Source organism: Bradyrhizobium sp. HKCCYLS20291 (assembly GCF_051167715.1).
Lineage (GTDB): Bacteria > Pseudomonadota > Alphaproteobacteria > Rhizobiales > Xanthobacteraceae > Bradyrhizobium.
This window is the reverse complement of the sequence record NZ_JBNPTO010000004.1, coordinates 330,851-350,827: the sequence shown is the minus strand read 5'-3', so window position 1 is coordinate 350,827 and position 19,977 is coordinate 330,851. Positions and strand designations below refer to the sequence as shown.

Sequence of the window (19,977 nt, the reverse complement as noted above, 5' to 3'; positions counted from 1 at the left end):
TTCAGGCGAAATGGCTCGGGCAGGGTGTGCGAGCCGCCACCATGCCCATCAGGGCCGCTTTGATGGTGTCGCCGCCGAGCCCGAAAGGTTCATGCGCGGAGAAACGATGCGGCAGTCGTCGCGGCGGATCGTTGCTGAGGACGTCGGGCAGAACGCAGGTCGGCGGTGCGGTAGGCCTGTTAGGCACGGCTCCATCGATGCCGGCCGTTCTGGCCAGCGGCTCAATCAGCTCGTTCATGTGAACCCCGTCTTCATCCGGCCCCCCAAGACCGGACGTCCTCGCTGAATTCATCTTGATCGGGCGAACCATGAATTACAAGCGACGAGCAGGTGCGGTTGGCGAATCGATTCGCGATCGACGATCAACTGTTGCAGCGATGCAAGACCAGATGTTGAATCTACCGACGAATGTGCGGTCCGGGCGGCAGCATGTTAGGGACGGCGCGGACGTTGCGGTGAGGCAATCTGCGGCTGGTTCCAAGACCCAAAACTAAAATATGTTAGTGGTACGCGATGCTTCGCATCACGTGCGATGCGGAACGATCATACATCGAAAGACGGATCATCATGGCACCATCCGGAACGTCACTCGGCGACACCGACGACAAGATCCTCGTAGGTCGTGGCGAACAGCCGGCCTGGCTGTCGCTCGCGTTCGCCAATCGGCACGGACTCGTCACCGGCGCGACCGGCACCGGCAAGACCGTCTCGCTGCAGGTGATGGCCGAAGGCTTTGCGCGGGCCGGCGTCCCCGTGTTCGCTGCTGATATCAAGGGCGATCTCTCCGGCATCTCGCGTCCCGGAGAAGCGAAGGACTTCATCCTCAAGCGCGCCAGCGATCTCGGGCTGACCTATCAGGCGGATGAGTTCTCGACGGTATTTTGGGACGTGTTTGGCGAGCAAGGTCATCCGGTGCGCGCCACCGTCACCGAGATGGGGCCGCTGCTGCTCGCACGCATGCTCGATCTCAACGACGTCCAGGAGGGCGTTCTCAACGTCGCCTTCCGCGTCGCCGACGAGAACGGCCTCACGCTGATCGACATGAAGGATCTGCGCGCGCTGCTCGACGCCATCATCCCGGAAGCGAAGAAGGGCGCTGATGCCGATGCGGATCCGCTGGCGCCGATCCGCAAGGCGGCACAGTCGTTCGGCAACGTCACGCGCGCCACCGTCGGCACCATCCAGCGCCAGCTGCTGGTGCTGGAGAACCAGGGCGGCACGAAGTTCTTCGGCGAGCCGGCGCTGGCTCTGAAGGATTTCATGAAGACCGACCGCGACGGTCGCGGCATGGTCAACATCCTGGTCGCCGACAAGCTGATGCAGAACCCGCGCTTGTACGCGACCTTCCTGCTGTGGATGCTGTCCGAACTGTTCGAGGAATTGCCCGAGGTCGGCGATCTGCCGAAACCCAAGCTGGTCTTCTTCTTCGACGAGGCGCATCTGCTGTTCACCGATGCGCCGAAGGCGCTGATGGACAAGATCGAGCAGGTGGTGCGTCTGATCCGGTCCAAGGGTGTCGGCGTGTATTTCGTCACGCAGAACCCGCTCGACGTTCCTGACCGCGTGCTCGGGCAGTTGGGCAACCGTGTGCAGCATGCACTGCGCGCCTTCACCCCGCGCGACCAGAAGGCGGTGGCGGCCGCTGCCGACACCTTCCGCCCCAATCCGAAGCTCGACACCGCCAAGGTGATCATGGAGCTCGGCAAGGGCGAGGCGCTGGTGTCGTTCCTCGAAGGCAACGGCACGCCGGCGATGGTCGAGCGCGTGCTGATCCGGCCGCCGTCGGCGCGGATCGGGCCGATCACGCCGGAGGAGCGCAAGGCGATCATGGACGCAAGTCCGGTGAAGGGCAAATACGACACCGAGGTCGATGCGGAGTCCGCCTATGAGATGCTCCAGAAGCGCATTACCGGAACCGCCGCGACCGCGGACCCGTCGTCCGGCAGCGTGCTCGGCAAGATCGGCGACATCGCAGCGACCATCTTCGGCACCAACGTCAAGCGCGGACAGTTGTCGACCACGCAGGTGATCGCGCGCAACGTCGCCCGCTCGGTTACCGACAAGGTGGTCGGCGGCATCGCGGCCGATCTCGGCAAGCAGGTCGGCGGCTCCCTGGGCGGCTCGATCGGCCGCAGCCTGGTGCGCGGCGCGCTGGGCAGTTTGCTGCGGCGTTGATCGCAGGCCTGTTCCAGCCGGTGTGATGCCCCGAGTGCGGCCGGACGCGTTCCCACGCGTCACGGAGGAGGCTGGTCCGGGCTGCGCATCGGAGCTACAAGCAACCCAATCGTCTTCATTTGCAAGGACTCCGGTGCCCATGGCCAATGCGCAGCTGCAATCCGTTCTCGACCACGTCGATGCCGACTTCGACAACAGCCTGGAACGGCTGTTCTCCCTGATCCGCATCAAGTCGATCTCGGCCGATCCTGCGTTCGCGGCCGATTGCAAGGCGGCCGCCGACCATTTGGCCAAGGATCTTGCGACGCTCGGCTTTGCGACCGAGGTGCGCCCGACCGCGGGCCATCCAGCCGTGGTCGGCAAGAGCAACGGCCACGGCGCGGCCAAGCCGCACGTGCTGTTCTACGGCCATTACGACGTGCAGCCGGTCGATCCGCTCGATCTCTGGCACCGGCCGCCGTTCGAGCCTGTCGTCACCGACCATGCCGACGGCCGCAAGATCATCGTCGCGCGCGGCGCCGAGGACGACAAGGGCCAGCTGATGACCTTCGTCGAGGCCTGCCGCGCCTGGAAGAAGGTCACGGGCTCGCTGCCGCTCGACATCACGGTGCTGATCGAGGGCGAGGAAGAGGTCGGCTCGAAGAATTTCGTGCCGTTCCTCGAAGCCAACAAGGACGAGTTCAAGGCCGACTTCGCGCTGGTCTGCGACACCGGCATGTGGGACCCGAACACGCCGGCGATCACCACCTCGCTGCGCGGGCTGTTGTATGAAGAGGTGAAGATCAAGGCCGCCAATCGCGACCTGCATTCTGGCGTGTTCGGTGGCGGCGCGCGCAATCCGATCCGGGTGCTGACCGAGGTGCTCGGCGGATTGTTCGATGCGAATGGCAGGATCACGATTCCCGGCTTCTATGACGGCGTGAAGGACGTGCCGCCCGAGGTCTTGGAGCAGTGGAAGAAGCTGAACCTGACGCCCGAGAGTTTCCTCAAGCCGATCGGCCTGTCGATCCCGGCCGGCGAGAAGGATCGCCTGCTGATCGAGCAGATCTCGTCGCGGCCGACCTGCGACATCAACGGCATCTGGGGCGGCTATATCGGCGAGGGCTCGAAGACGGTGATCCCGTCGCTGGCCCATGCGAAGGTCTCGTTCCGCCTGGTCGAGGGCCAGGACCCGCTCACGATCCGCAAGGCGTTCCGCGACTACGTCTCGGCGCGCATTCCCGGCGACTGCTCGGTCGAGTTCGGCGATCATTCGGCGGGCGCGGCGATCGCGCTCGACTGGACGATGAAGCCGCTCGCCGCCGCCAAGCAGGCGCTGACGGACGAGTGGGGCAAGGAGACCATCCTGATGGGGTCGGGCGCGTCGATCCCGATCGTCACCGACTTCAAGAAGACGCTCGGCCTCGACTCGCTCCTGGTCGGCTTTGGTCTCGACGACGACAACATCCATTCGCCGAACGAGAAGTACGACCTGAAGAGCTACCACAAGGGCATCCGCTCCTGGGCGCGCATTCTCGCCGCGCTCGCAGAGATGCCGCGCTGATGCTCTAAACCAAAGATCACAGGTTCGATGGCGGGAGAGGTGTCCTCTCCCGCCATTTTTGTTTCGCGAGAGCAGGGCAGTCTCAGCCCGACGTCCGCGCCCGCGCGCGGTCGTCAGCGACCGGCGCGACCTCCACGGTCGCATTGCCGAGTGCGCGGTCGCGTTCGTAGACGAGTCGGACGCGCTGCCCGACCGGCGTCAGTCCGATCAAATTGCGAACCTGCGTCGCGCTGCGCACCGGCATGTCGTTCGCCTTGACGATGATGTCGCCCTTGCGCAGTCCCGCACGCTCGGCCGGCGAGCCTGCGGTCACGTCGGCGACGCGCGCGCCGACGACGCGGCCGTCTGTCGTCGAGTCCAGGTCGAGCAGCGTGACGCCGATGCGGCCGCGATCGACGCGGCCGTTGACGACCAGTTGCTCCATCACCCGGCGCGCCATGTTGATCGGCACCGCGAAACCGATGCCGACATTGCCGCCGCCGGGCGAAATGATGGCGGTGTTGATGCCGACCAGCTCGCCGCGCAGATTGATCAGTGCGCCGCCGGAATTGCCGGGATTGATCGCGGCATCGGTCTGGATGAAATCCTCATAGCCCTGCTTGCCGAGCCCGGTGCGCCCGAGTGCGCTGACCAGGCCGGAGGTCACGGTCTGTCCCAGGCCGAAGGGATTGCCGACGGCGATCACGAAGTCGCCGACCTCGAGCGCGTCGCTGTTGCCGAACGCGATCGCCCTGAGATCGGCGGGATCCTCCATCTGCAACAGCGCGATGTCGGTGGCGGGATCACGCCCGACAAGGCGTGCGGCGAATCTGCGGCCGTCCTTCGTCCTGATCTGCACCATGTCGGAATGTTCGACGACGTGGTTGGCCGTCATCACATAGCCGCGCTGCGCATCGACGATCACGCCCGAGCCGGTGGCGCTGATCTGCCGCTCGACCTGCTTGGGGATGTCGCTGAAGTCGCGGGATCGCGAGTTCTGATAGAGCGGATTGTCCTGCCGGATCTTGCCCTCGACCGAGATGTTGACGACCGCGGGGGTGACCTCCTTGACCAGCGGAGCCAGCGTCGGCACGCGACCGAGCTTGAGATCGGGGATCTGAGCCGGGGCAGGGCTTGCCAGGAGCGAGAGCACAATAGCCGGCATCAGGACCAAAGGCCGGACACAACGCAGAAGCTGCATCGTCTTTCCTCGACAGGATGGGGCGGATTTTGGCGCTGGTAGAACTGGTCAGGACGGCGGCTCCGGTCAAGAGCAGTCCTGGCAATCGTTCCAGCAGGGTGTCCCAAAATTTTGGGTGACCCTCTTGAACGCAAAGTTCGGCTTTCCCAAGTCGTGCGTCGCCCGGAGACCTCATGGAAGCCGGGTCCTATGACATCGCTGACCTGTAAAGGAGGATGTGCATGCAGTTCCGTCCATTGCGCGACCGCGTGCTCGTGCGCCGCATCGATCGTTATTTGCTGCGCTGCCAGTCACTAGCGAGGCACCGCTGGCTGACGGGCCGAAGAGGGCGCCGCCGCGATTGCCCGACCCAACGAAGAGAAAAGCACGGGCCGCCGCGGTTGGCCGTGGATCGGCCACAACAGGCGGCTATCTAACAGCGCTACGATCGCAAACCGTCCAGAACCGGCCACAATCATCGGACCCGGCCGCGCTCGCGGCGGACAGACGATCGACGGGAGGTGCGGCCGCGCTGACGCGCCGCCCGGAGTTGGCCCAGCGCTCTTGGGCAGGGGCGATCATGCCTTCGTGGCAGTACGACCATCCGCCGCCGAATCCGGCCGCTGTCATGAGCGCGACGGATCCCCGGCGCCTGACCCGCTTCCTGATCGCCAGCGAGCAGCGCGTCGTCGCGCATTGCCAGACGGTGTTGTCGCAGGGCGATCTCGACGCCCGCGAGCGCGACCGGCTGGTCAGCGTGCTGCGCGAGGCCACGATGCGGCTGCAGCGGCTGTCGGCGGTGGCCGCCTGACGGCAACTCGCCGCAGGAGATGCGACAAAAAAATCGAAGGCCACCTCTTGAAATCGGCTTCGGCTTTTTCTAATTCGTTTTTCGCCGCTTCGGCGGCGCCGGGTGCCATCAGGGCCCGGTTGTGATCTGGGCGCTGACCGGTTGTTGGTCCTCGGAATCCCGCATCGGCCGGCGCTCCTTCGTATCCATCTTGCTCCTAGGAGGACTTGGCTATGAGGACTTATGACTTCGCCCCGCTGTGGCGCTCCACCATCGGGTTCGACCGCCTGTTCGACATGCTCGACGAGACGCAGCGCGCCGTCGAGGACAATTATCCTCCCTACAATATCGAGCGGCTTGGTGAGGACCGCTATCAGATCTCGTTGGCGCTGGCCGGCTTCGCGCCGGACGAACTCGCCATCACGGCCGAGCACAACGTGCTCACCGTGGAAGGGCGCAAGGCCGACATGGAGAGCCGCGAGTACCTCTATCAGGGCATCTCGGCGCGGCCGTTCAAGCGGCAGTTCAATCTTGCCGACTACGTGCAGGTCACCAGCGCCTCGTTCGATAATGGCCTGCTGCGCATCGAGCTCGTGCGGGAAATTCCCGAGGCGATGAAGCCGCGGCGAATTGCGATCGGCACGCCGCCGGTGGAGCAGATCGCACGGCAGAAGGCGGCCTGAACTAGCTCTGGTCTGCGACGCGGGCGCCACGTCGCCCGCGTCCGTCATCATTCGTCTCTCGTGAAAGGAGCGTAGGAGGAGACATCTCATGAGCGAGCGCAGTCTTTCGATCACCGCTGGCGGGGCTGCTTTCCACCCGGTCTCGCATTATGCATCCCCGACGAACCTGCTGAACGACGCCAGGCTTTCAATCGCCGAGAAGCGGCTGATCCTGTCGTCCTGGGCCTCGGACATGTACGCCGTCGAGTCGCGGCCGGGCCTGCGCAAGATCCCCGGCATCGCGCGTCCGCTGCATCTGGCCGACATCCTGAGCGCGTTGCGGCAGCTCGACCGCGAGGATCAGCCGCCACGGCCGGGCGGTGGTGCAGCCATGCGCATCGTTCCGCGGGTCGACGTCGAAGCCGTTGGTGCCACGGAGACGTGGCCGGGCGCGGCGAGCGTCCGGATGCGGCCGGCCGCCCGCCTGCGGTTTTCCCGGGAGGCCAACGTGCGGCGTTATCGCCGGCTGCTGGCGACCAAGCTTGCCGATCACGAGCGCCGGTTCGTCGAACGGCGTCTGGCCGCAGAGCTGAAGGGGCTTTGCGGGCCGCAGTCGTGAGCGCGAGCTCGATCTGACTCAAGCCAAACGCAAAAACGCCGCCCGGAATTGGACGGCGTTTCATTCCAAAAAGCGTAGAGGGTGATGGGCTCTTGTTAGCCGATCAGCGCGCGAAAATCAATTCCGGTAGCCGGGATTGACCCGATCGAGCCGGCGCAGCAGCGGCGGCCAGACCAACTGGGTGGAGCGGAGTTCGACGCGCTCCTCGTTGTCGAACAGCTTGGCATTCTTGTCGATCACCTCGTCGCGGACAGGATAGGCCGACGGACCGAGCGTGCGCGTGCGAACCTGGATCGAGCAGGCGCGCTCCAGGTGATACATGCGCTCGAAGGCCGAGGCGACCGAGCGGCCTACCGTCAGCGTGCCGTGATTTCGCAGCAGCATGCAGTTCTTGGTGCCGAGGTCGCGCTGCAGCCGCGGCCGCTCGTCATGATCCAGCGCCACGCCTTCATAGTCGTGATAGGCGAGGTCGTGGGTGACATATTGCGCGATCTGGTTCAGCGGCAGCAGGCCGTCGGCGCAGCTCGACACGGCCACGCCGTCCAGCGTGTGCAGATGGATGACGCAGCCGGCATCCTCGCGCACCTCGTGGATCGCGGAATGGATGGTGAAGCCCGCCGGGTTGATGCTGTACTCGCTCTCGGAGAGCTGGTTGCCGTAGAGGTCGACCTTGATCAGGCTCGAGGCGGTGATCTCCTCGAACAACAGGCCATAGGGATTGATCAGGAAGTGATGCTCGGGTCCGGGCACGCGGGCCGAAATGTGGGTGTCGACCAGATCATCCCAGCCGAACATCGCGACCAGGCGGTAGGCGGCGGCGAGATTGACCCGCTGCGACCACTCCGCTTCCGTCATGTTCGACGGGACTTCCTTCAGGCGGGCTTCCGCGGGCGACATGGCATCCTCCGATCTCTTGCTTGGTCGGAGCGTAAGCGGCCTCTCCCGGCTCGGCAAGGCGCGGAGCCGGGAGGGCTGTCATGTCGTTTGGCTGAGCCGATCGCGTCAGGGCGCGGGGATCGATAGCAGGCTCGAAATGCTGCGGCCACGGATGTCGTAGACCCGGGCGAACACGACGTCGTCGCGCTTGATCTCGACCATGACAGGCGCGGTCAGTCCCTTGCAGTAGAACTCGCCGAGCGTCATGGCGAAATCCGCTGCGTGGCTGTCCCAGCCGATGGTGAAGTCGGGGCCGAGCGCGACCTGGGCCGGGCGCTGCGGACCACACACCGCGACCTTCCATTTGTGCCCGATCGGCGGCACCTCCTGGCGTTCGTCGAGCTGTTCCTTGAGCCCGTCCGAGGCCTGCTTCAGCGCCAGCCCCCAGTAATCGAGCATGAAGCGAGTGTCGGCTTCGCGCACGGTACCGGCGATGAAGTTGAAGTGGGTGTACTGATAGGGGTGGAGGCGGATCATTTCGGCGAGCGGCAGCAGCAGGCCGAAGCAGAAGGCTGCGATCGCCACCGGCTGCCAGCTGCGACGCTCGTCGGCGTTGAGCCAGGACAACAGCCAGGCGAAGGCGACGCCACCGAGCAGCGCCATCGGCGGGATCACGAACACGAAGTGGCGGATGCCGTTGTAGAGTGCCGGGCGTTTGACGATCGCGATCAGCACCGGCAGCGTCGCCGCCAAGGTCAGCATCAACAGGACAGTCTTCTGGCGGGCCGGCATGTCGGGCCGCGACAGCGACATCAACGAGGCCACCACGCCGGCCACGAACAGCGCGATCATCAGTTCGGGCATCTGCAGCGCGAACAGCGTCGGCAGATAGGACCAGGGCATGTCGGGAACCGACACCAGCGCGCCGTCGAACATCTCCTTCCACGGCTTCTCGAAGAAGTGCGAGAAGTAGGTCAGGGCGCGCAACGGATTGGCCGGTTCGATGATCGACCACGGCCAGATCAGGCCCATGACCAGATAGCCCAGGATCAGGCCGGGGATCAGAACATAAAGCACGTGGGCAAAACGGCGGATCGCCTCGCGCGCGCCCTGCTTGCGGTATTCCTCCAGCAGCAGGGGCATGAAGCCGACCAGGGCGTAGACCACGGCCATGCCGCCGAGGATGCGCGAGCCGATCGAGAAGCCCGCGCCGAGCCCGAGGATCAGCACCGTGCGCGGCGAGGGGTAGGGATACTCGTCGGCCAGGCGGACCATCCCCATCAGCAGGACGACCATGGCGACCGCGAAGGGGGCATCCTTCGGGTTCATGAACATGTGGCCGTAGAAGATCGGGCACAGCGCCAGCAGCAGCAGGGCCGCCACGCCGGCCACGGCGCCGCCGATGCGGCGCGCCAGCCGCCAGGTGACGGCAAGGCCAATCAGCCCGACGATCGCGCCGACCAGCCGCCGCGTCTCGAACAATTCCAGCGGCAGGATCTTGTGCAGCAGCGCTGCAACCATGTCGAACCCGCCGCCGTACATATAGAGATTGGCGAACGACAGCGCCGCCGTGTCCCTGAAACCGGAACCGTACATGCGCAGCAACAGATCGGCGTACTCGGCATGGGTGTAATCGTCCCAGCCCAGGCCGTAATCCCGGAACGTCAGTCCGGCCACCACCGTGACGGCGGCGAGCACGAACATGGCGAGATCGTCACAAGTCCGCTCGAGTGTCCGCCGTGTCGGCGTCTCGAGGACCGAAGTGGTTATCGATGTCATGGCTGATAGTGACCCGGCGTCCCCCAACGACCCCGCTTCCGCGCTTCAGGTCTGTTTCCCCACCTGCGTATAGCGCGTCCCGATTTTCGAGGTGTCGGAAATATGAGCGTCACGCGTCCATCGCACTGCAGCAGGGACCCGAATTTCGGCTGCTTGGCGCCATATTGCCACAGCGACATGAACGCGTCCTGAACCAGCGGCACGGGACAAACCCGGAGGAACCCAAGCTGGTTCCACGGGTTGCCGGAGGAGATTGTGTCATGATCGTGGCGCATCTAGTGGTTTTGACGGGGATGGTGCGGCGCAGCGACCGAACTTCTGCTGCAAATTGTCGCGGATTTCGACTAAAATCCGGTCAGGGGACGCGGGCAACCGCAGGCTAACTCATGTGATAAGGGTCGGACGCCGTCCGGGACTGACGCATTAGAGGATGGGTTCGATGATGAGTGCTATGTTGGTCGCTGGGGCCCTTGCCGTCTTGGCCGGGCTCGGGGCGATCGCCTATGGAATTCCGATCAAGGACTTCAGCGTCGGGAACACGCTGATCCAGTCCGGCACTCTCGGCGTCTGCAGCGGCTTGCTCCTGATTGCACTGTCGGCCGTTCTCAACGAGCTGAAGATCATCTCGAGCCGGTTGCGGCAGCAACGCCCGGCGTCAGACGAGGTCCGGCCGCTGCAGCTGCCGGCCCTCGGCAAACGGCCCGAGCTCGAGCCTCCGCCGGTGCCGCCGACCGAGGAGCTCTGGCGGGAGAGCGGCTCGTCGCGGCTGCGCCCGCGGATGCCGGATCTCGCCTCGCCGCTGTCGTCCGCGCCGTCGCCGTCGTCGCCGCTGGGCCTGCCGCTGCGTCCCGCCACGCCGGAGCCTGCCGGCGAGGAGGTTGCGGCGGAGCCGGTGGAGCGGCCAAAGCGCAACCTGTTGTTCGCCTCGACCTCGCGCCGCGAGCGGGAGCGTGCGGAAAAGCGCGGCGCGGAAGCGCTCGGCTCCGATTTCCGTTCGCCGCCCCTGAGTGAGCCACCGGCTGCCCCGGTCGACGAGCCGTCGCCGGCCGAACCTGCGCCACCGGCTTTCGAGGATGGCTGGTCGAGATCGGAACGGGCCCGCGAGAGCGACGCGCCGCGGCCGCCTTTTCCGCGCCGCTTCACCCGCGCCGCGCCCGCCTTCGTCGAGCCCGAACCCGCGCCCGAGCCTGAGCCGCCGGCAGCAGAGGCCCCGCCTTCCGTCGTGATCGTCAAATCCGGTGTCGTCGATGGGATGGCCTATTCGCTCTATTCGGATGGCTCGATCGAAGCGCAAATGCCAGAGGGGATGATGCGCTTCGCCTCGATCGACGAACTGCGCACCCACCTCGAGGGCCGCGGCTGAGCGGCGCCTGGCGTCACGGGGCCCGATCGCGAAAGCTTGGTATAAGGCAACCGATACTGCGATCTGGACAGATCTTCTCAAGAAGAGGTCTTCACCTTCTTGTCATTTCGCCAGTCATTTGCCCATATTGACTGGAGAATTGCCGGACAACGCGGTCGCTCGATCGGAGCGATACTTGCGAATGATAGTCACCGGACAAAGCGTGGCGAGGGGGACATGACGGACGGGGCCGGCAAGAGCTTCATCGATCTGACGGCCGACATCGTCTCGGCCTATCTCAGCAACAATCCGACGCCGGCGGCCGAAATTCCTTCGCTGATCAGCCAGGTCCATGCGGCGCTGACGCGGGTCGCGTCCGGCCGCAGCGAGCCGGCGCCGGAGCCGGCGCGACCGGCCGTGCCGGTGAAGAAGTCGATCCACGCGGACTATCTGGTCTGTCTCGAGGACGGCAAGCGCTTCAAGTCGCTGCGCCGGCATCTGCGGACCCAGTACAACATGACGCCCGAGCAATACCGCGACAAATGGAACCTGCCGCCGGACTATCCGATGGTGGCCCCGAACTACGCGGTGACCCGCTCTCAGCTCGCCAAGAAGATGGGCCTCGGCCAGCAGCGGCCCGAGCGCGAGAAATAGCCGCGGAACCGGTTCAGGACGCCGCGGCCAGCGCTTCGCGGGCGTCGGAGCGGATGCGCTCGACCATCGAGCGCAGCCCGTTGGAGCGCTGCGGTGTCAGGTGCTCGCGGAACCCGAGCTCGTCAAACACGGCCGGCGCGTCGACTTTCAGAATGTCCTGCGGGGTCCGGCCCGAATACAGCGTGAGCAGGATCGCGATCAGGCCGCGCACGATGTGGGCATCGCTGTCGCCGAGATAGTTGAGGATCGGCGCGGCGCCGCTATGATCGGCGTGACGGGACAGCCAGACTTGGCTCGCGCAGCCCTGCACCTTGTTGGCAGCGGAATGCTCGTCCTCGGGCATCGGCGCCAGCGTCCGGCCGAGCTCGATCACGTAGCGGTAGCGATCGTCCCAATCGTCAAGCAGGGCGAAATTGTCGCGGATCTCATCGATCGTCATGGTGCTCTCAATATCCCAATTCGAGCTCTTATATAGGCGCTCGGCGGGTCGAAAGCGACAGCGGTTCCGTGTGTCAGGGCGTCGGTGGCAGGTGCCATTCGGCCGCGAGGTCATCGACAGACAGCGTGTCCACCGTCGCCGCGCCGGCCGGCACATCCTCGACCACGGGCGCGTCGATCGAGCCGGTGTGATCGTTGGGACGCTTGTCGAGACTGGACGGCTTCACCTGCCCGATGAACTTGTCGGCGGGGCCGGATTTCTCAGCGGCTTCGGGCTTGTCGGTGATGATCTGATAGATCTTGCGCGCACCCTCCTGGGCGCGGTGGCCGATCACGGTGGCGGCCTGGCCTCCGACCTCGCAGGCCTGCGGCTGGCGCTTGCAGAACTGGCTCATGTCGGAGACGGCGGCGGTCGCGGCCTGCACCGCTTCGTGCGCATGGATCTGCGGCAGCTTGTCGGTGTCAGGGCTCTTCTCGCGCGGCAGCAGCACGAGCACGAGCCCGAGCCAGAATGCCATTCGAAGCAGAAAGAACATCACGCAACCCCGACCGTCCCTGCAATCTCGCGCCTGTCCCCACCGACGCCGTCGAGATCCACAGCTGCCTTGTTCTATGTCGCGTCTCTTGGATTGCGCCCAATTGGTTGAGAATTCGCGAAGCGGAGGTCGGAACTTTTTTCGGCGTAAATTTTTCGTTGGCGTGAGCGGAAATCGAGATGCAACCGGCTGGAGATCGCGACGCTTTCGCAACCGTCCGCGCGGCCGGAAACGATGCATTCACCATCCCGTCCGAATGGCGCCGTTGCCGCATCCTGGCCCTTAGCGTTCGCTTAATGCGAGTCTGACACGGTGACTTCCGACGACAGGGGGCGTCCCGGCGCGTTCTTCGCTTCCGAAGAGCGACCGACAGGCCGAGGCGCGAGAGCCGTGAGTGTGTTGAGTATCATCCGCGATTGTCTTGATGCCTTGTTGCATCCATCGGCTCGAACTGATGCGATGACGCGCGCGCGCCATCGCGCCTTCATCGCTCCGCGCCTGCTCGGCAGCCTCGCCGCCTTCGCCGTCTTCCCCGCTTATCTCGCGATGCGCGGCGCGCCGAGCGCGCTGGAAGTCGGCGCGCTCGCCTGGCTGATCGCACCCATTCTGCTGTCCTGGTATCTGTCGCGGACCGGCCGCTATGAGAGCGCCTGCGCGCTGTCGTCGCTGGCCTTGTCAGGGCTGATCATGGCGGTGTCGGTCGAGACCGGCGGCATCGAATCCTTCGCCGCCGTGTGGCTGATCGTCATTCCCTTGGAAGCGGCGTTCTCGGCGTCGCGCCGCGTCGTGCTGTTCTCGGCGGCGCTGGCGCTGTCCTGCGCGCTGCTGCTGATTCTCGTCGGTCATCTGGGCTGGCTGCCGAAGCCGGAGACCAATCCGGCGTTGCGCACGAGCCTGCTCGCCTTCGGCGTCGCCTCGGCTACGCTCTATGCTGCCGTGCTCGCCTTCGCCGCCGACGCGCTGGCGCGCACCAGCGTGACGCTGCTCTCGAGAGAGGAGGAGCGCTATCGTCTGCTCGCGCGCAACATGAGCGACGTGATTTCCCGTCACCGCCGCAACGGCGCGGTCATGTTCATCTCGCCCGCGGTCGAGAATCTGCTCGGCGCGCCCGTGACCCAGCTGCATGGCCACGGCCTGTTCGAGCGTGTTCACGTCGCCGATCGCCCGGCCTATCTCACGGCGTTGTCGGAAGCGGCGCGCGGCAGTGAAGCGTCGAGCGTCGAGTTCCGCCTGCGGCGTGATGCTGCCGGCGAGCAGCGCGCCACGCATGATTTCATCTGGGTCGAAATGCGCTGCCGTCCGCTCGATGCCGCCGGCCCAGTGCCAAGCGGATCGGATCAGGAGGTCGTCGCGGTCATGCGCGACGTCACCGATCGCAAGCTGCAGGAGCAGGCGCTCGAGCTGGCTCGCAGTGCGGCCGAACGCGCCGATGCGGCCAAGACGCGGTTCCTCGCCACGATGAGCCATGAGTTGCGTACGCCGCTCAACGCCATCATCGGCTTCTCGGACATGCTGATGCAGGAGCAGACGCTGATGCTGAATCCGGCACGGCGTCGCGAATATTCTCAGCTGATCAACGATTCCGGCCAGCATCTGCTGTCCGTCGTGAACGGCATCCTCGACATGTCGAAGATGGAGTCGGGCAATTTCGAGCTGACGCCGGAGCCGTTCGTGCCCCGTGCCGCGCTGATCAATTGCTGCAATCTGCTGGCGCTGCGCGCGCGGGAAAACGGCGTCGATCTGTCGGCCGATGTGCCGCAGGATCTTCCCATGATCACTGGCGATCCGCGCGCCTTCAAGCAGATCGTGATCAACCTGGTTTCGAACGCCATCAAGTTCACCGAGCGCGGCGGTCGCGTCGCGGTGTCGGCCGGCGTCGACGGGTCGCGGCTGCTGCTGCGCGTCACCGACACCGGCGTCGGCATTGCGGCCGATGATCTCAAGCGAATCGGCGATCCGTTCTTCCAGGCCGGCAAGACCTATCAGCGGCGTCACGAGGGAACCGGGCTCGGTCTCTCGATCGTGAAGAGTCTCGTGAACTTGCACGGCGGTGAAATGTCGATAGAAAGCAAGCTCGACGAGGGAACGACGGTCACGATCGGACTTCCCATCGATTGCCTTGCTGCGGCGACCGCCACCGTGACGCCGTTGTCGCCGACGCGATCCGCCCAGGCCGGGCCGATGATTCAGGTGAAGAAGAGTGCCTAGACGAGCTGCAGACGAGGATGAGGCGCCGCCGCGCCGCCGCAAGCGTGCCAGGGCCGCCGCGGCCGCGATCGACGTCGCGGAGGAGCGCGGCTGGCTGATGCGGGCCATGCTCCACAGTCCGAAGGATCTGTTCGCGGGGCTGCTGGCCTGTGCGGCGGGCAGTGCGATCATCGTCAATGCCGTGTTCCTGCAATCGGGACCGCATCCCGCACCGATGTTCGGTTCGATCGTCACGATCCCTCCGGTTCTCACCAGCGCGAATCCGTTGCCGCGGCCGCGGCCGATGGAGGCCGATATCTCGCCGTTCGATCCGAAGGTGATCGAGACGCGGCCTCCTGAAACCCGGGCTGCGGAACAGAGGGCCGCCGATGCGCGATCCGATCAGAAATATGCCGATCCGCTTGCCGATCTCGTGCGCTCGGTCAGCGGTGGCCAGGGCGCCTCACGCGGGCAGCCGACGCAGGGCGGCAATGCACGCCGCGTCGCCGCAGTTCAGCGCGCGCTGACCGATTATGGCTACGGTCAGCTGAAGCCGACGGGGATGATCGGCACCGACACCCAGGCCGCGATCCAGAAGTTCGAGCGCGAGCGCAAGCTGCCGGTGACGGGGCAGGTGACGGATCGCCTCGTGCGCGAGCTCGCAATTGTCATCGGTCATCCGATCGAATAGAGCAGGCGGGCGGCTGCCGATCACGGCACGCGATCACTCGGCTTGAATCATCATGCGCCTGAAGACGAGCATCTGGGTCAGCGCCTATCTGCGCCGCTGTCAGTCGGCGGGCGCATTCAGCGCAGTCCGCCGGCGTGGCGCCGAGGAGGCGGGGGCGGCGTTCGTGAAGGTCGCGCTGATGGACGGCACGGCCCAGCTCTACGTTCCTGCGCCGCAGACCGTCTATGACGACAGACGCCCGATCGAGCGCCTGTTCGTTGCGATCGCTCCCCAGCCGGTCGCGGAAGCGCAGATCGAGGAGCGCCTGGTCAAGGAGCAGCGCTTCGATCCGGACGCCTGGATCGTTGAGACCGAGGACAAGCAGGGCCGGCACTTCCTCGATCTCGTGCGCGACTCGTCCTAGGGTCTGTGGGGATACAGGATTCCCATCCGGACTTGTTCGTGATTCAAGCTTTGGATGGAGCGATTCGTTCTGACAGACGCCCAATGGGCGAAGATTGAGCCGCATTGCCTGGGCAAGCCGGGCGATCCCGGGCGAAGCGGCAACAACAACCGACTTTTTGTCGAAGCGGTACTGTGGATTGCGCGCACGGGCAGTCCCTGGCGCGATCTGCCGGCTGCGTTCGGCCATTGGAACAGCACTTTCAGACGCTTCCGCGACTGGTCGAAGGCGGATGTCTGGAAGCGGTTGTTCGAAGCCGTCTCCGACGATCCCGATATGGAATACGCCATGGTCGATGCCACCATCGTCAAGGTCCACCGCCACGGTCAGGGTGCAAAAGGGGGACGCAAAATCAAGCGATCGGCCGCTCGAAAGGCGGCATGACCACCAAGATCCTGGCGCTCACCGACGCCCTCGGCAACCTGGTGCACTTCGTGCTTTTGCCGGGACACCGCTTCGACACGGTAGGTGTGCCGCCGCTCATCGAGGGACTGACCTTCGATGCACTGATCGCCGACAAGGCCTTCGATAGCAACGCCATCATCGCCGAGCTCGATGCGCGCGGTGCCAAAGTCGTCATCTCTCAGCATCCACGTCGCGCAACGCCGCGCGCCATCGACAAGGAGATGTACAAATGGCGCCATCTGATCGAGAACTTCTTTGGAAAGCTCAAAGAGTTCAAACGCATCGCGATGCGTGCGGAAAAGACCGATCAGAGCTTCACCTCCATGATCCATCTGACCGCCGCCGTGATAAACTCTCGATGAATCCCCACAGACCCTAGCCGGTCGAGCGTCCGCTTGGCGAACGCATTCTCATTCTGACGACGCCGGCGCGCAGCGGGCGACGACGCGCGTCAGCGCTTGAAGCCGTCGGTGCCGGTGCGGATGATCGGCCGGACCGATGTCGCTGGCCGCGCCGCGCCGGCGCGAACATGCTGCCGTTCGTCGTCATAGAGGGCCGGGCGATGCTTCGCCCTGATCGCCGCGATCGCCGCGCCACGCCACGCCGCCACCATGATCAGGGCCGCGCGATCGCTCAGCCGCTCGTAGAAGCGCGACAGCCTGAACACGGTCTGGACCGATTGACCCATCTCCGGCTTGAGGAACAGCAGCACCCGCTCGAACACCGCGCTCGGCATGCCCAGCGCCTTCGCGGCGCAGGCGAGCGGCTCGCCGCTCGCATCATCCATCACTTCCTGGGTGACGCGTGCGGGCAGGATCAGGCTTTCGCCGAGCTCCATCGTGAACGTCTCGACATCAGCATTGAAGGCCGCCATTTCCAGCGCCTCGATCGCCTGCGCGGCGCGGTGCTGCGGCGTCGGTGCGGCCGGCTTCAACGGCGCCGTGGCCAGATTTTCCAGGATCGCGATGCGCTCCCTCGCGCCGGCGCGCAGGAACATCTCGCTGAGTTCGGCGGCGTCCCTCGGCTGCATCGCCAGGTCGGCGGAATTTGCATCGTCGCGCGCGGGCGACCGCGACGGCGCGCGGAGAGCTGGCGGAATCAGGCTGGCGAGCGGCAGCTTGGGCTCGTCCTGCGCCGGCCGCAGTCCGAGCTTGCCGAGGATCTCGATCGGCGTGCCCGGATAGATGGCGAGGCGCGCGCGCACCGCCGCGCGGGTGGCGTCATCGACGTCGTCGACCAGTCGCGAAACCAGCTCGATGAATTGCCGCTCCTCATCAGCCGAATGTGTGCTCGCCTGAACGTAGAGATCGGTCAGCACGCGGAGCAGCGTGGGTTTGATGTCGACACCCTCGCGTCGCGAGAGCGTGAGCAGCCCGTCGAAGCCGGGGAACAGCGATGATCTTGTCATGTCGGGTACGCAACTTCGGCAATCGTTGCGCCGATTAGAGCCGACTTGTTTTAATGGGGCGTTAAGGAAAACAATCGGTGAAGATGGCCGAGTTTTCCCGGTGAGACCAAGGCGCAACGCTGGCTTGCCATTTCCCCGAGCTCTGCACGCGATCCGTGTCCGAGGCCCGCGCATTAAGACCCTCTTAACCACGTCCTGATCTTAATCGAACCGTTCGATGATCTCGCCTTGGCCACGTCACGCCGCCGGTTTGATCATCTCCGTGCGAATGCCGCGGCGTGTCGCGTCGTGATGCGCATTCGTGATCGTCAGTTTTGCGTGCCCTCCTGCCTGCGAAGTTCGGGCAGCGGGGAGTTTGGGGGTAAGAACTTCGGGCACGAAAGAGAGTAGACATGGCGACCATCATTGACTTCCCGGCGGATGCTGCGCGTCGCGCGCGACCTGCCGCGACCGGCGCGCCGAAGGAGGGCATGGGAACGATCCTTATTCTTCCCGTCGTTCGGATCGAGCGCGAGAGCTCGACCGACGATCGCGGCCCCCGCGAGGGCGCCGCACCGAGCCGCCGCCGCCGCCGTCGCTGACAGGCTGGAGACATGGGAATGCCGGCCATGATGCTCCCGGTCCGGCGTGTGGCGCCGATCCTTGCACTTCTTCTCGCGGGTCAACTGCTCGGCGCCTGCAGCGGCGGAGATTTCGGCCGCACCCGCGCGGAGATGCGCAACGACGACATGCACAAATGGATCGGGGCGGAAGCCACCGCCAGCGTCGGCGTCAAGCCATCGCAGTTCCAGCTGACGGACAACGAGCGCCAGCTTCGCGATCTCGCTTATCCGCTGATCGAGCCGCCGCACTCACGTCCCGCCTGGAAGACCGTGTTCGGCGACTATGCGCCCTCGGCGCCGCCCTGGCGCCAGAAGGTGGCCTTCGACCGCACCGCCTATGGCCGCACCCTGATCGACGAGCCGCACCGCTCGCATGCCTCGCGCTATCAGCAGCTGATCGAGGACGTGCGCGACGACATCACGCGCTTCGAGCCGTTCTTCTCCTCGGCCATCCGCGTCATCGACCTCGACCGCAAGCGCGACGCCAGCATGAAGTTCATGACCGAGCTGTCGCCGCGCGAACGCTCCGACGCGGTCGCGCGCATGCAGGAGAATTCGCTGATCGTGCAATGGGTGCAGATCAGCCTGGAGCAGCGCGTCTCATCCTATCGCTGGGCGCTGGAGCGTCTCGTGCTGCAGGCGCCCGACGGAATCGCGGCCGATGCCGACCGCCTGATCAGCGAGCTGGCGTCGCAGACCGCCAACCCTCCGGTCGCGGCGCGGCCCCTGATCGAACGGCCGCTCACGACGCGCGGCTAGCGCAGCGCGACTTTGCCGCGCCGCTCTCGCTTGACCGGCGCACGCTTCTGCTGCCGTGTGCCCTTCGGCGGCGCTGCCGCTCGCAGCGTCGCGATCAGTGTCTTCAGCCCTTCGGACGGTGCGCGCACAGCCGGATAGGCCAGACCGACCTGGCGCTTCAACGTCATCTCGATCTCGCGCACGGCGATATCGCTCCGGCCGTGGACGACGCCTTCCGGCACGATCGCGATGCCGACGCCGGCGGCCACGAGCGCCAGCGCCCAGTCCTCGGTCTCGGCGATGGCCGCGACCTCGCGCGGCTTGCCGCCGCGCCCGGCCAGCGCGCTGTGCTCGCAATGGCAGCGGTCGATCATCGCGACCTCGGCGAGATCGGCAGCCCGAAAGCGCGACTTGAGTGTCAGCGGATGGGCGAGGGGGAGTGCCGCGACATAGCGTTCGCTCCAGAGCGATAAAAAGTGCTCGTCGTCACTGACGAGGCTTCTTGCGACGATGCGCGCGTCGGCACGTTCGGCAGGCCCCACGATGTGAAGCTTGAGATCCTGGCGCGCCGTGAGCGGCTTGAGCAGCGCCGTGACGCGCCCGCCGTCGAGGGTGCGCATCAGGCCGAGCTTGAGCACCTGCTTCGCCACGCCTTGCCGGAACAGATTGCGCGCGGCGTCCGCCTCCTCGACGATCCGGCGGGCGATCGGCTGCAGGCGCTCCGCTGATTCGAGCGGGACGACTCCCTTGCGGTGGCGGATGAACAGCTCGGTCCCAAGCTCCGTTTCCAGATTGGCAATCGCCAGCGAGATCGACGGCTGCGAGACGAAGCAGCGCGCCGCGGCCCGGGTCAGGCTGCGTTCCTCGAAGACGGCCGAGAAATAGCGGAGCTCGCGGATATCCATAGGATCAGCCTATGCAAGACATCATC

General features: G+C 65.5%; 21 protein-coding genes. 13 read left to right on the top strand and 8 right to left on the bottom strand.

Annotated elements, in window-relative coordinates; translation table 11 throughout:
- Nucleotide 1 precedes the first annotated feature (1 nt).
- Complete coding sequence (locus tag ACQR07_RS12400; RefSeq protein WP_434902560.1) at nt 2–238, bottom strand: hypothetical protein; 237 nt, start codon at nt 236–238, stop codon at nt 2–4.
- A 329-nt stretch (nt 239–567) separates the two neighbouring features.
- Between ACQR07_RS12400 and ACQR07_RS12395 the strand changes: the two genes are divergently transcribed.
- Both ACQR07_RS12395 and ACQR07_RS12390 read left to right on the top strand, forming a co-directional pair.
- Complete coding sequence (locus ACQR07_RS12395; RefSeq protein ID WP_434902559.1) at nt 568–2,175, top strand: helicase HerA-like domain-containing protein; 1,608 nt, start codon at nt 568–570, stop codon at nt 2,173–2,175.
- A 139-nt stretch (nt 2,176–2,314) separates the two neighbouring features.
- Complete coding sequence (locus ACQR07_RS12390; protein ID WP_434902558.1) at nt 2,315–3,718, top strand: M20/M25/M40 family metallo-hydrolase; 1,404 nt, start codon at nt 2,315–2,317, stop codon at nt 3,716–3,718.
- A gap of 82 nt (nt 3,719–3,800) precedes the next feature.
- Here the strand turns inward: ACQR07_RS12390 and ACQR07_RS12385 are convergent, their stop codons facing one another.
- A complete protein-coding gene (locus ACQR07_RS12385) occupies nt 3,801–4,898 on the bottom strand; it encodes a trypsin-like peptidase domain-containing protein (protein ID WP_434902557.1) in 1,098 nt (365 codons plus the stop codon).
- A 559-nt stretch (nt 4,899–5,457) separates the two neighbouring features.
- Between ACQR07_RS12385 and ACQR07_RS12380 the strand changes: the two genes are divergently transcribed.
- The 3 genes from ACQR07_RS12380 to ACQR07_RS12370 all read left to right on the top strand — a co-directional run bounded on the left by ACQR07_RS12380 (nt 5,458) and on the right by ACQR07_RS12370 (nt 6,948).
- Complete coding sequence (locus ACQR07_RS12380) at nt 5,458–5,688, top strand: hypothetical protein (RefSeq protein WP_434902556.1); 231 nt, start codon at nt 5,458–5,460, stop codon at nt 5,686–5,688.
- A gap of 212 nt (nt 5,689–5,900) precedes the next feature.
- A complete protein-coding gene (locus ACQR07_RS12375; protein WP_434868384.1) occupies nt 5,901–6,350 on the top strand; it encodes an Hsp20 family protein in 450 nt (149 codons plus the stop codon).
- An 88-nt stretch (nt 6,351–6,438) separates the two neighbouring features.
- Nucleotides 6,439–6,948 carry a hypothetical protein gene (locus tag ACQR07_RS12370; RefSeq protein ID WP_434902555.1) on the top strand — a complete coding sequence of 170 codons (510 nt, stop codon included), beginning with the start codon at nt 6,439–6,441 and terminating at the stop codon, nt 6,946–6,948.
- A 117-nt stretch (nt 6,949–7,065) separates the two neighbouring features.
- Here ACQR07_RS12370 and ACQR07_RS12365 read toward each other — a convergent pair whose 3' ends face one another.
- Together ACQR07_RS12365 and ACQR07_RS12360 are read right to left on the bottom strand one after the other, a co-directional pair.
- Entirely contained in the window at nt 7,066–7,845 is a 780-nt protein-coding gene (locus ACQR07_RS12365; protein WP_434868386.1) for a class II aldolase/adducin family protein, read from the bottom strand.
- Nucleotides 7,846–7,950: 105 nt separating this feature from the next.
- The gene (locus tag ACQR07_RS12360; protein WP_434902554.1) at nt 7,951–9,603 is read right to left on the bottom strand and encodes a glycosyltransferase family 39 protein; all 1,653 of its coding nucleotides are present in this window, start codon (nt 9,601–9,603) and stop codon (nt 7,951–7,953) included.
- A gap of 439 nt (nt 9,604–10,042) precedes the next feature.
- On the opposite strand from ACQR07_RS12360, the gene ACQR07_RS12355 reads away from it, so the two are divergent.
- Nucleotides 10,043–10,966 (top strand): hypothetical protein, encoded by a 924-nt coding sequence (locus ACQR07_RS12355; protein WP_434902553.1) that lies wholly within the window; start codon nt 10,043–10,045, stop codon nt 10,964–10,966.
- A gap of 216 nt (nt 10,967–11,182) precedes the next feature.
- Complete coding sequence (locus ACQR07_RS12350; RefSeq protein ID WP_434868389.1) at nt 11,183–11,599, top strand: MucR family transcriptional regulator; 417 nt, start codon at nt 11,183–11,185, stop codon at nt 11,597–11,599.
- A gap of 13 nt (nt 11,600–11,612) precedes the next feature.
- On the opposite strand, the gene ACQR07_RS12345 is transcribed toward ACQR07_RS12350, so the two are convergent.
- Nucleotides 11,613–12,038 carry a SufE family protein gene (locus tag ACQR07_RS12345; RefSeq protein ID WP_434902552.1) on the bottom strand — a complete coding sequence of 142 codons (426 nt, stop codon included), beginning with the start codon at nt 12,036–12,038 and terminating at the stop codon, nt 11,613–11,615.
- Nucleotides 12,039–12,111: 73 nt separating this feature from the next.
- On the bottom strand, nt 12,112–12,573 hold the full coding sequence (locus tag ACQR07_RS12340) for a DUF5330 domain-containing protein (RefSeq protein ID WP_434902551.1): 462 nt from the start codon (nt 12,571–12,573) through the stop codon (nt 12,112–12,114).
- Nucleotides 12,574–13,032: 459 nt separating this feature from the next.
- On the opposite strand from ACQR07_RS12340, the gene ACQR07_RS12335 reads away from it, so the two are divergent.
- The 4 genes from ACQR07_RS12335 to ACQR07_RS12320 all read left to right on the top strand — a co-directional run bounded on the left by ACQR07_RS12335 (nt 13,033) and on the right by ACQR07_RS12320 (nt 16,660).
- Complete coding sequence (locus ACQR07_RS12335; RefSeq protein ID WP_434902550.1) at nt 13,033–14,781, top strand: PAS domain-containing sensor histidine kinase; 1,749 nt, start codon at nt 13,033–13,035, stop codon at nt 14,779–14,781.
- Nucleotides 14,774–15,451: a peptidoglycan-binding domain-containing protein gene (locus ACQR07_RS12330; protein WP_434902549.1), complete on the top strand. Its 678-nt coding sequence runs from the start codon at nt 14,774–14,776 to the stop codon at nt 15,449–15,451. Before ACQR07_RS12335 ends, ACQR07_RS12330 begins: the two co-directional genes overlap by 8 nt.
- 52 nt (nt 15,452–15,503) lie before the next feature.
- On the top strand, nt 15,504–15,854 hold the full coding sequence (locus ACQR07_RS12325) for a DUF1491 family protein (RefSeq protein ID WP_434902548.1): 351 nt from the start codon (nt 15,504–15,506) through the stop codon (nt 15,852–15,854).
- A gap of 54 nt (nt 15,855–15,908) precedes the next feature.
- Nucleotides 15,909–16,660 (top strand): IS5 family transposase gene (locus tag ACQR07_RS12320; RefSeq protein ID WP_434902547.1). Its coding sequence is split into 2 segments (ribosomal slippage): nt 15,909–16,239 and nt 16,239–16,660, totalling 753 coding nucleotides; the frame shifts between segments, so codons are not numbered across the junction.
- An 89-nt stretch (nt 16,661–16,749) separates the two neighbouring features.
- Here the strand turns inward: ACQR07_RS12320 and ACQR07_RS12315 are convergent.
- The gene (locus ACQR07_RS12315) at nt 16,750–17,706 is read right to left on the bottom strand and encodes a DUF2336 domain-containing protein (RefSeq protein WP_434902546.1); all 957 of its coding nucleotides are present in this window, start codon (nt 17,704–17,706) and stop codon (nt 16,750–16,752) included.
- Between the two features lie 392 nt (nt 17,707–18,098).
- Between ACQR07_RS12315 and ACQR07_RS12310 the strand changes: the two genes are divergently transcribed.
- Together ACQR07_RS12310 and ACQR07_RS12305 are read left to right on the top strand one after the other, a co-directional pair.
- On the top strand, nt 18,099–18,287 hold the full coding sequence (locus ACQR07_RS12310; protein WP_434868396.1) for a hypothetical protein: 189 nt from the start codon (nt 18,099–18,101) through the stop codon (nt 18,285–18,287).
- Nucleotides 18,288–18,317: 30 nt separating this feature from the next.
- Nucleotides 18,318–19,067: a hypothetical protein gene (locus ACQR07_RS12305; RefSeq protein ID WP_434868458.1), complete on the top strand. Its 750-nt coding sequence runs from the start codon at nt 18,318–18,320 to the stop codon at nt 19,065–19,067.
- On the opposite strand, the gene ACQR07_RS12300 is transcribed toward ACQR07_RS12305, so the two are convergent.
- Nucleotides 19,064–19,951, bottom strand: coding sequence for a LysR family transcriptional regulator (locus ACQR07_RS12300; RefSeq protein WP_434902545.1), 888 nt, complete (start codon nt 19,949–19,951; stop codon nt 19,064–19,066). The two genes, ACQR07_RS12305 and ACQR07_RS12300, sit on opposite strands and share 4 nt — an antisense overlap.
- Nucleotides 19,952–19,977: the final 26 nt, after the last annotated feature.

Excerpts from the sequence above, each read along its gene's own strand:
- ACQR07_RS12400 (WP_434902560.1), bottom strand. The coding sequence starts at position 238 with ATGAACGAGCTGATTGAGCCGCTGGCCAGAACGGCCGGCATCGATGGA.
- ACQR07_RS12395 (WP_434902559.1), top strand. The coding sequence starts at position 568 with ATGGCACCATCCGGAACGTCACTCGGCGACACCGACGACAAGATCCTC.
- ACQR07_RS12390 (WP_434902558.1), top strand. The coding sequence starts at position 2,315 with ATGGCCAATGCGCAGCTGCAATCCGTTCTCGACCACGTCGATGCCGAC.
- ACQR07_RS12385 (WP_434902557.1), bottom strand. The coding sequence starts at position 4,898 with ATGCAGCTTCTGCGTTGTGTCCGGCCTTTGGTCCTGATGCCGGCTATT.
- ACQR07_RS12380 (WP_434902556.1), top strand. The coding sequence starts at position 5,458 with ATGCCTTCGTGGCAGTACGACCATCCGCCGCCGAATCCGGCCGCTGTC.
- ACQR07_RS12375 (WP_434868384.1), top strand. The coding sequence starts at position 5,901 with ATGAGGACTTATGACTTCGCCCCGCTGTGGCGCTCCACCATCGGGTTC.
- ACQR07_RS12370 (WP_434902555.1), top strand. The coding sequence starts at position 6,439 with ATGAGCGAGCGCAGTCTTTCGATCACCGCTGGCGGGGCTGCTTTCCAC.
- ACQR07_RS12365 (WP_434868386.1), bottom strand. The coding sequence starts at position 7,845 with ATGTCGCCCGCGGAAGCCCGCCTGAAGGAAGTCCCGTCGAACATGACG.
- ACQR07_RS12360 (WP_434902554.1), bottom strand. The coding sequence starts at position 9,603 with ATGACATCGATAACCACTTCGGTCCTCGAGACGCCGACACGGCGGACA.
- ACQR07_RS12355 (WP_434902553.1), top strand. The coding sequence starts at position 10,043 with ATGATGAGTGCTATGTTGGTCGCTGGGGCCCTTGCCGTCTTGGCCGGG.
- ACQR07_RS12350 (WP_434868389.1), top strand. The coding sequence starts at position 11,183 with ATGACGGACGGGGCCGGCAAGAGCTTCATCGATCTGACGGCCGACATC.
- ACQR07_RS12345 (WP_434902552.1), bottom strand. The coding sequence starts at position 12,038 with ATGACGATCGATGAGATCCGCGACAATTTCGCCCTGCTTGACGATTGG.
- ACQR07_RS12340 (WP_434902551.1), bottom strand. The coding sequence starts at position 12,573 with ATGTTCTTTCTGCTTCGAATGGCATTCTGGCTCGGGCTCGTGCTCGTG.
- ACQR07_RS12335 (WP_434902550.1), top strand. The coding sequence starts at position 13,033 with ATGACGCGCGCGCGCCATCGCGCCTTCATCGCTCCGCGCCTGCTCGGC.
- ACQR07_RS12325 (WP_434902548.1), top strand. The coding sequence starts at position 15,504 with ATGCGCCTGAAGACGAGCATCTGGGTCAGCGCCTATCTGCGCCGCTGT.
- ACQR07_RS12315 (WP_434902546.1), bottom strand. The coding sequence starts at position 17,706 with ATGACAAGATCATCGCTGTTCCCCGGCTTCGACGGGCTGCTCACGCTC.
- ACQR07_RS12310 (WP_434868396.1), top strand. The coding sequence starts at position 18,099 with ATGGCGACCATCATTGACTTCCCGGCGGATGCTGCGCGTCGCGCGCGA.
- ACQR07_RS12305 (WP_434868458.1), top strand. The coding sequence starts at position 18,318 with ATGCTCCCGGTCCGGCGTGTGGCGCCGATCCTTGCACTTCTTCTCGCG.
- ACQR07_RS12300 (WP_434902545.1), bottom strand. The coding sequence starts at position 19,951 with ATGGATATCCGCGAGCTCCGCTATTTCTCGGCCGTCTTCGAGGAACGC.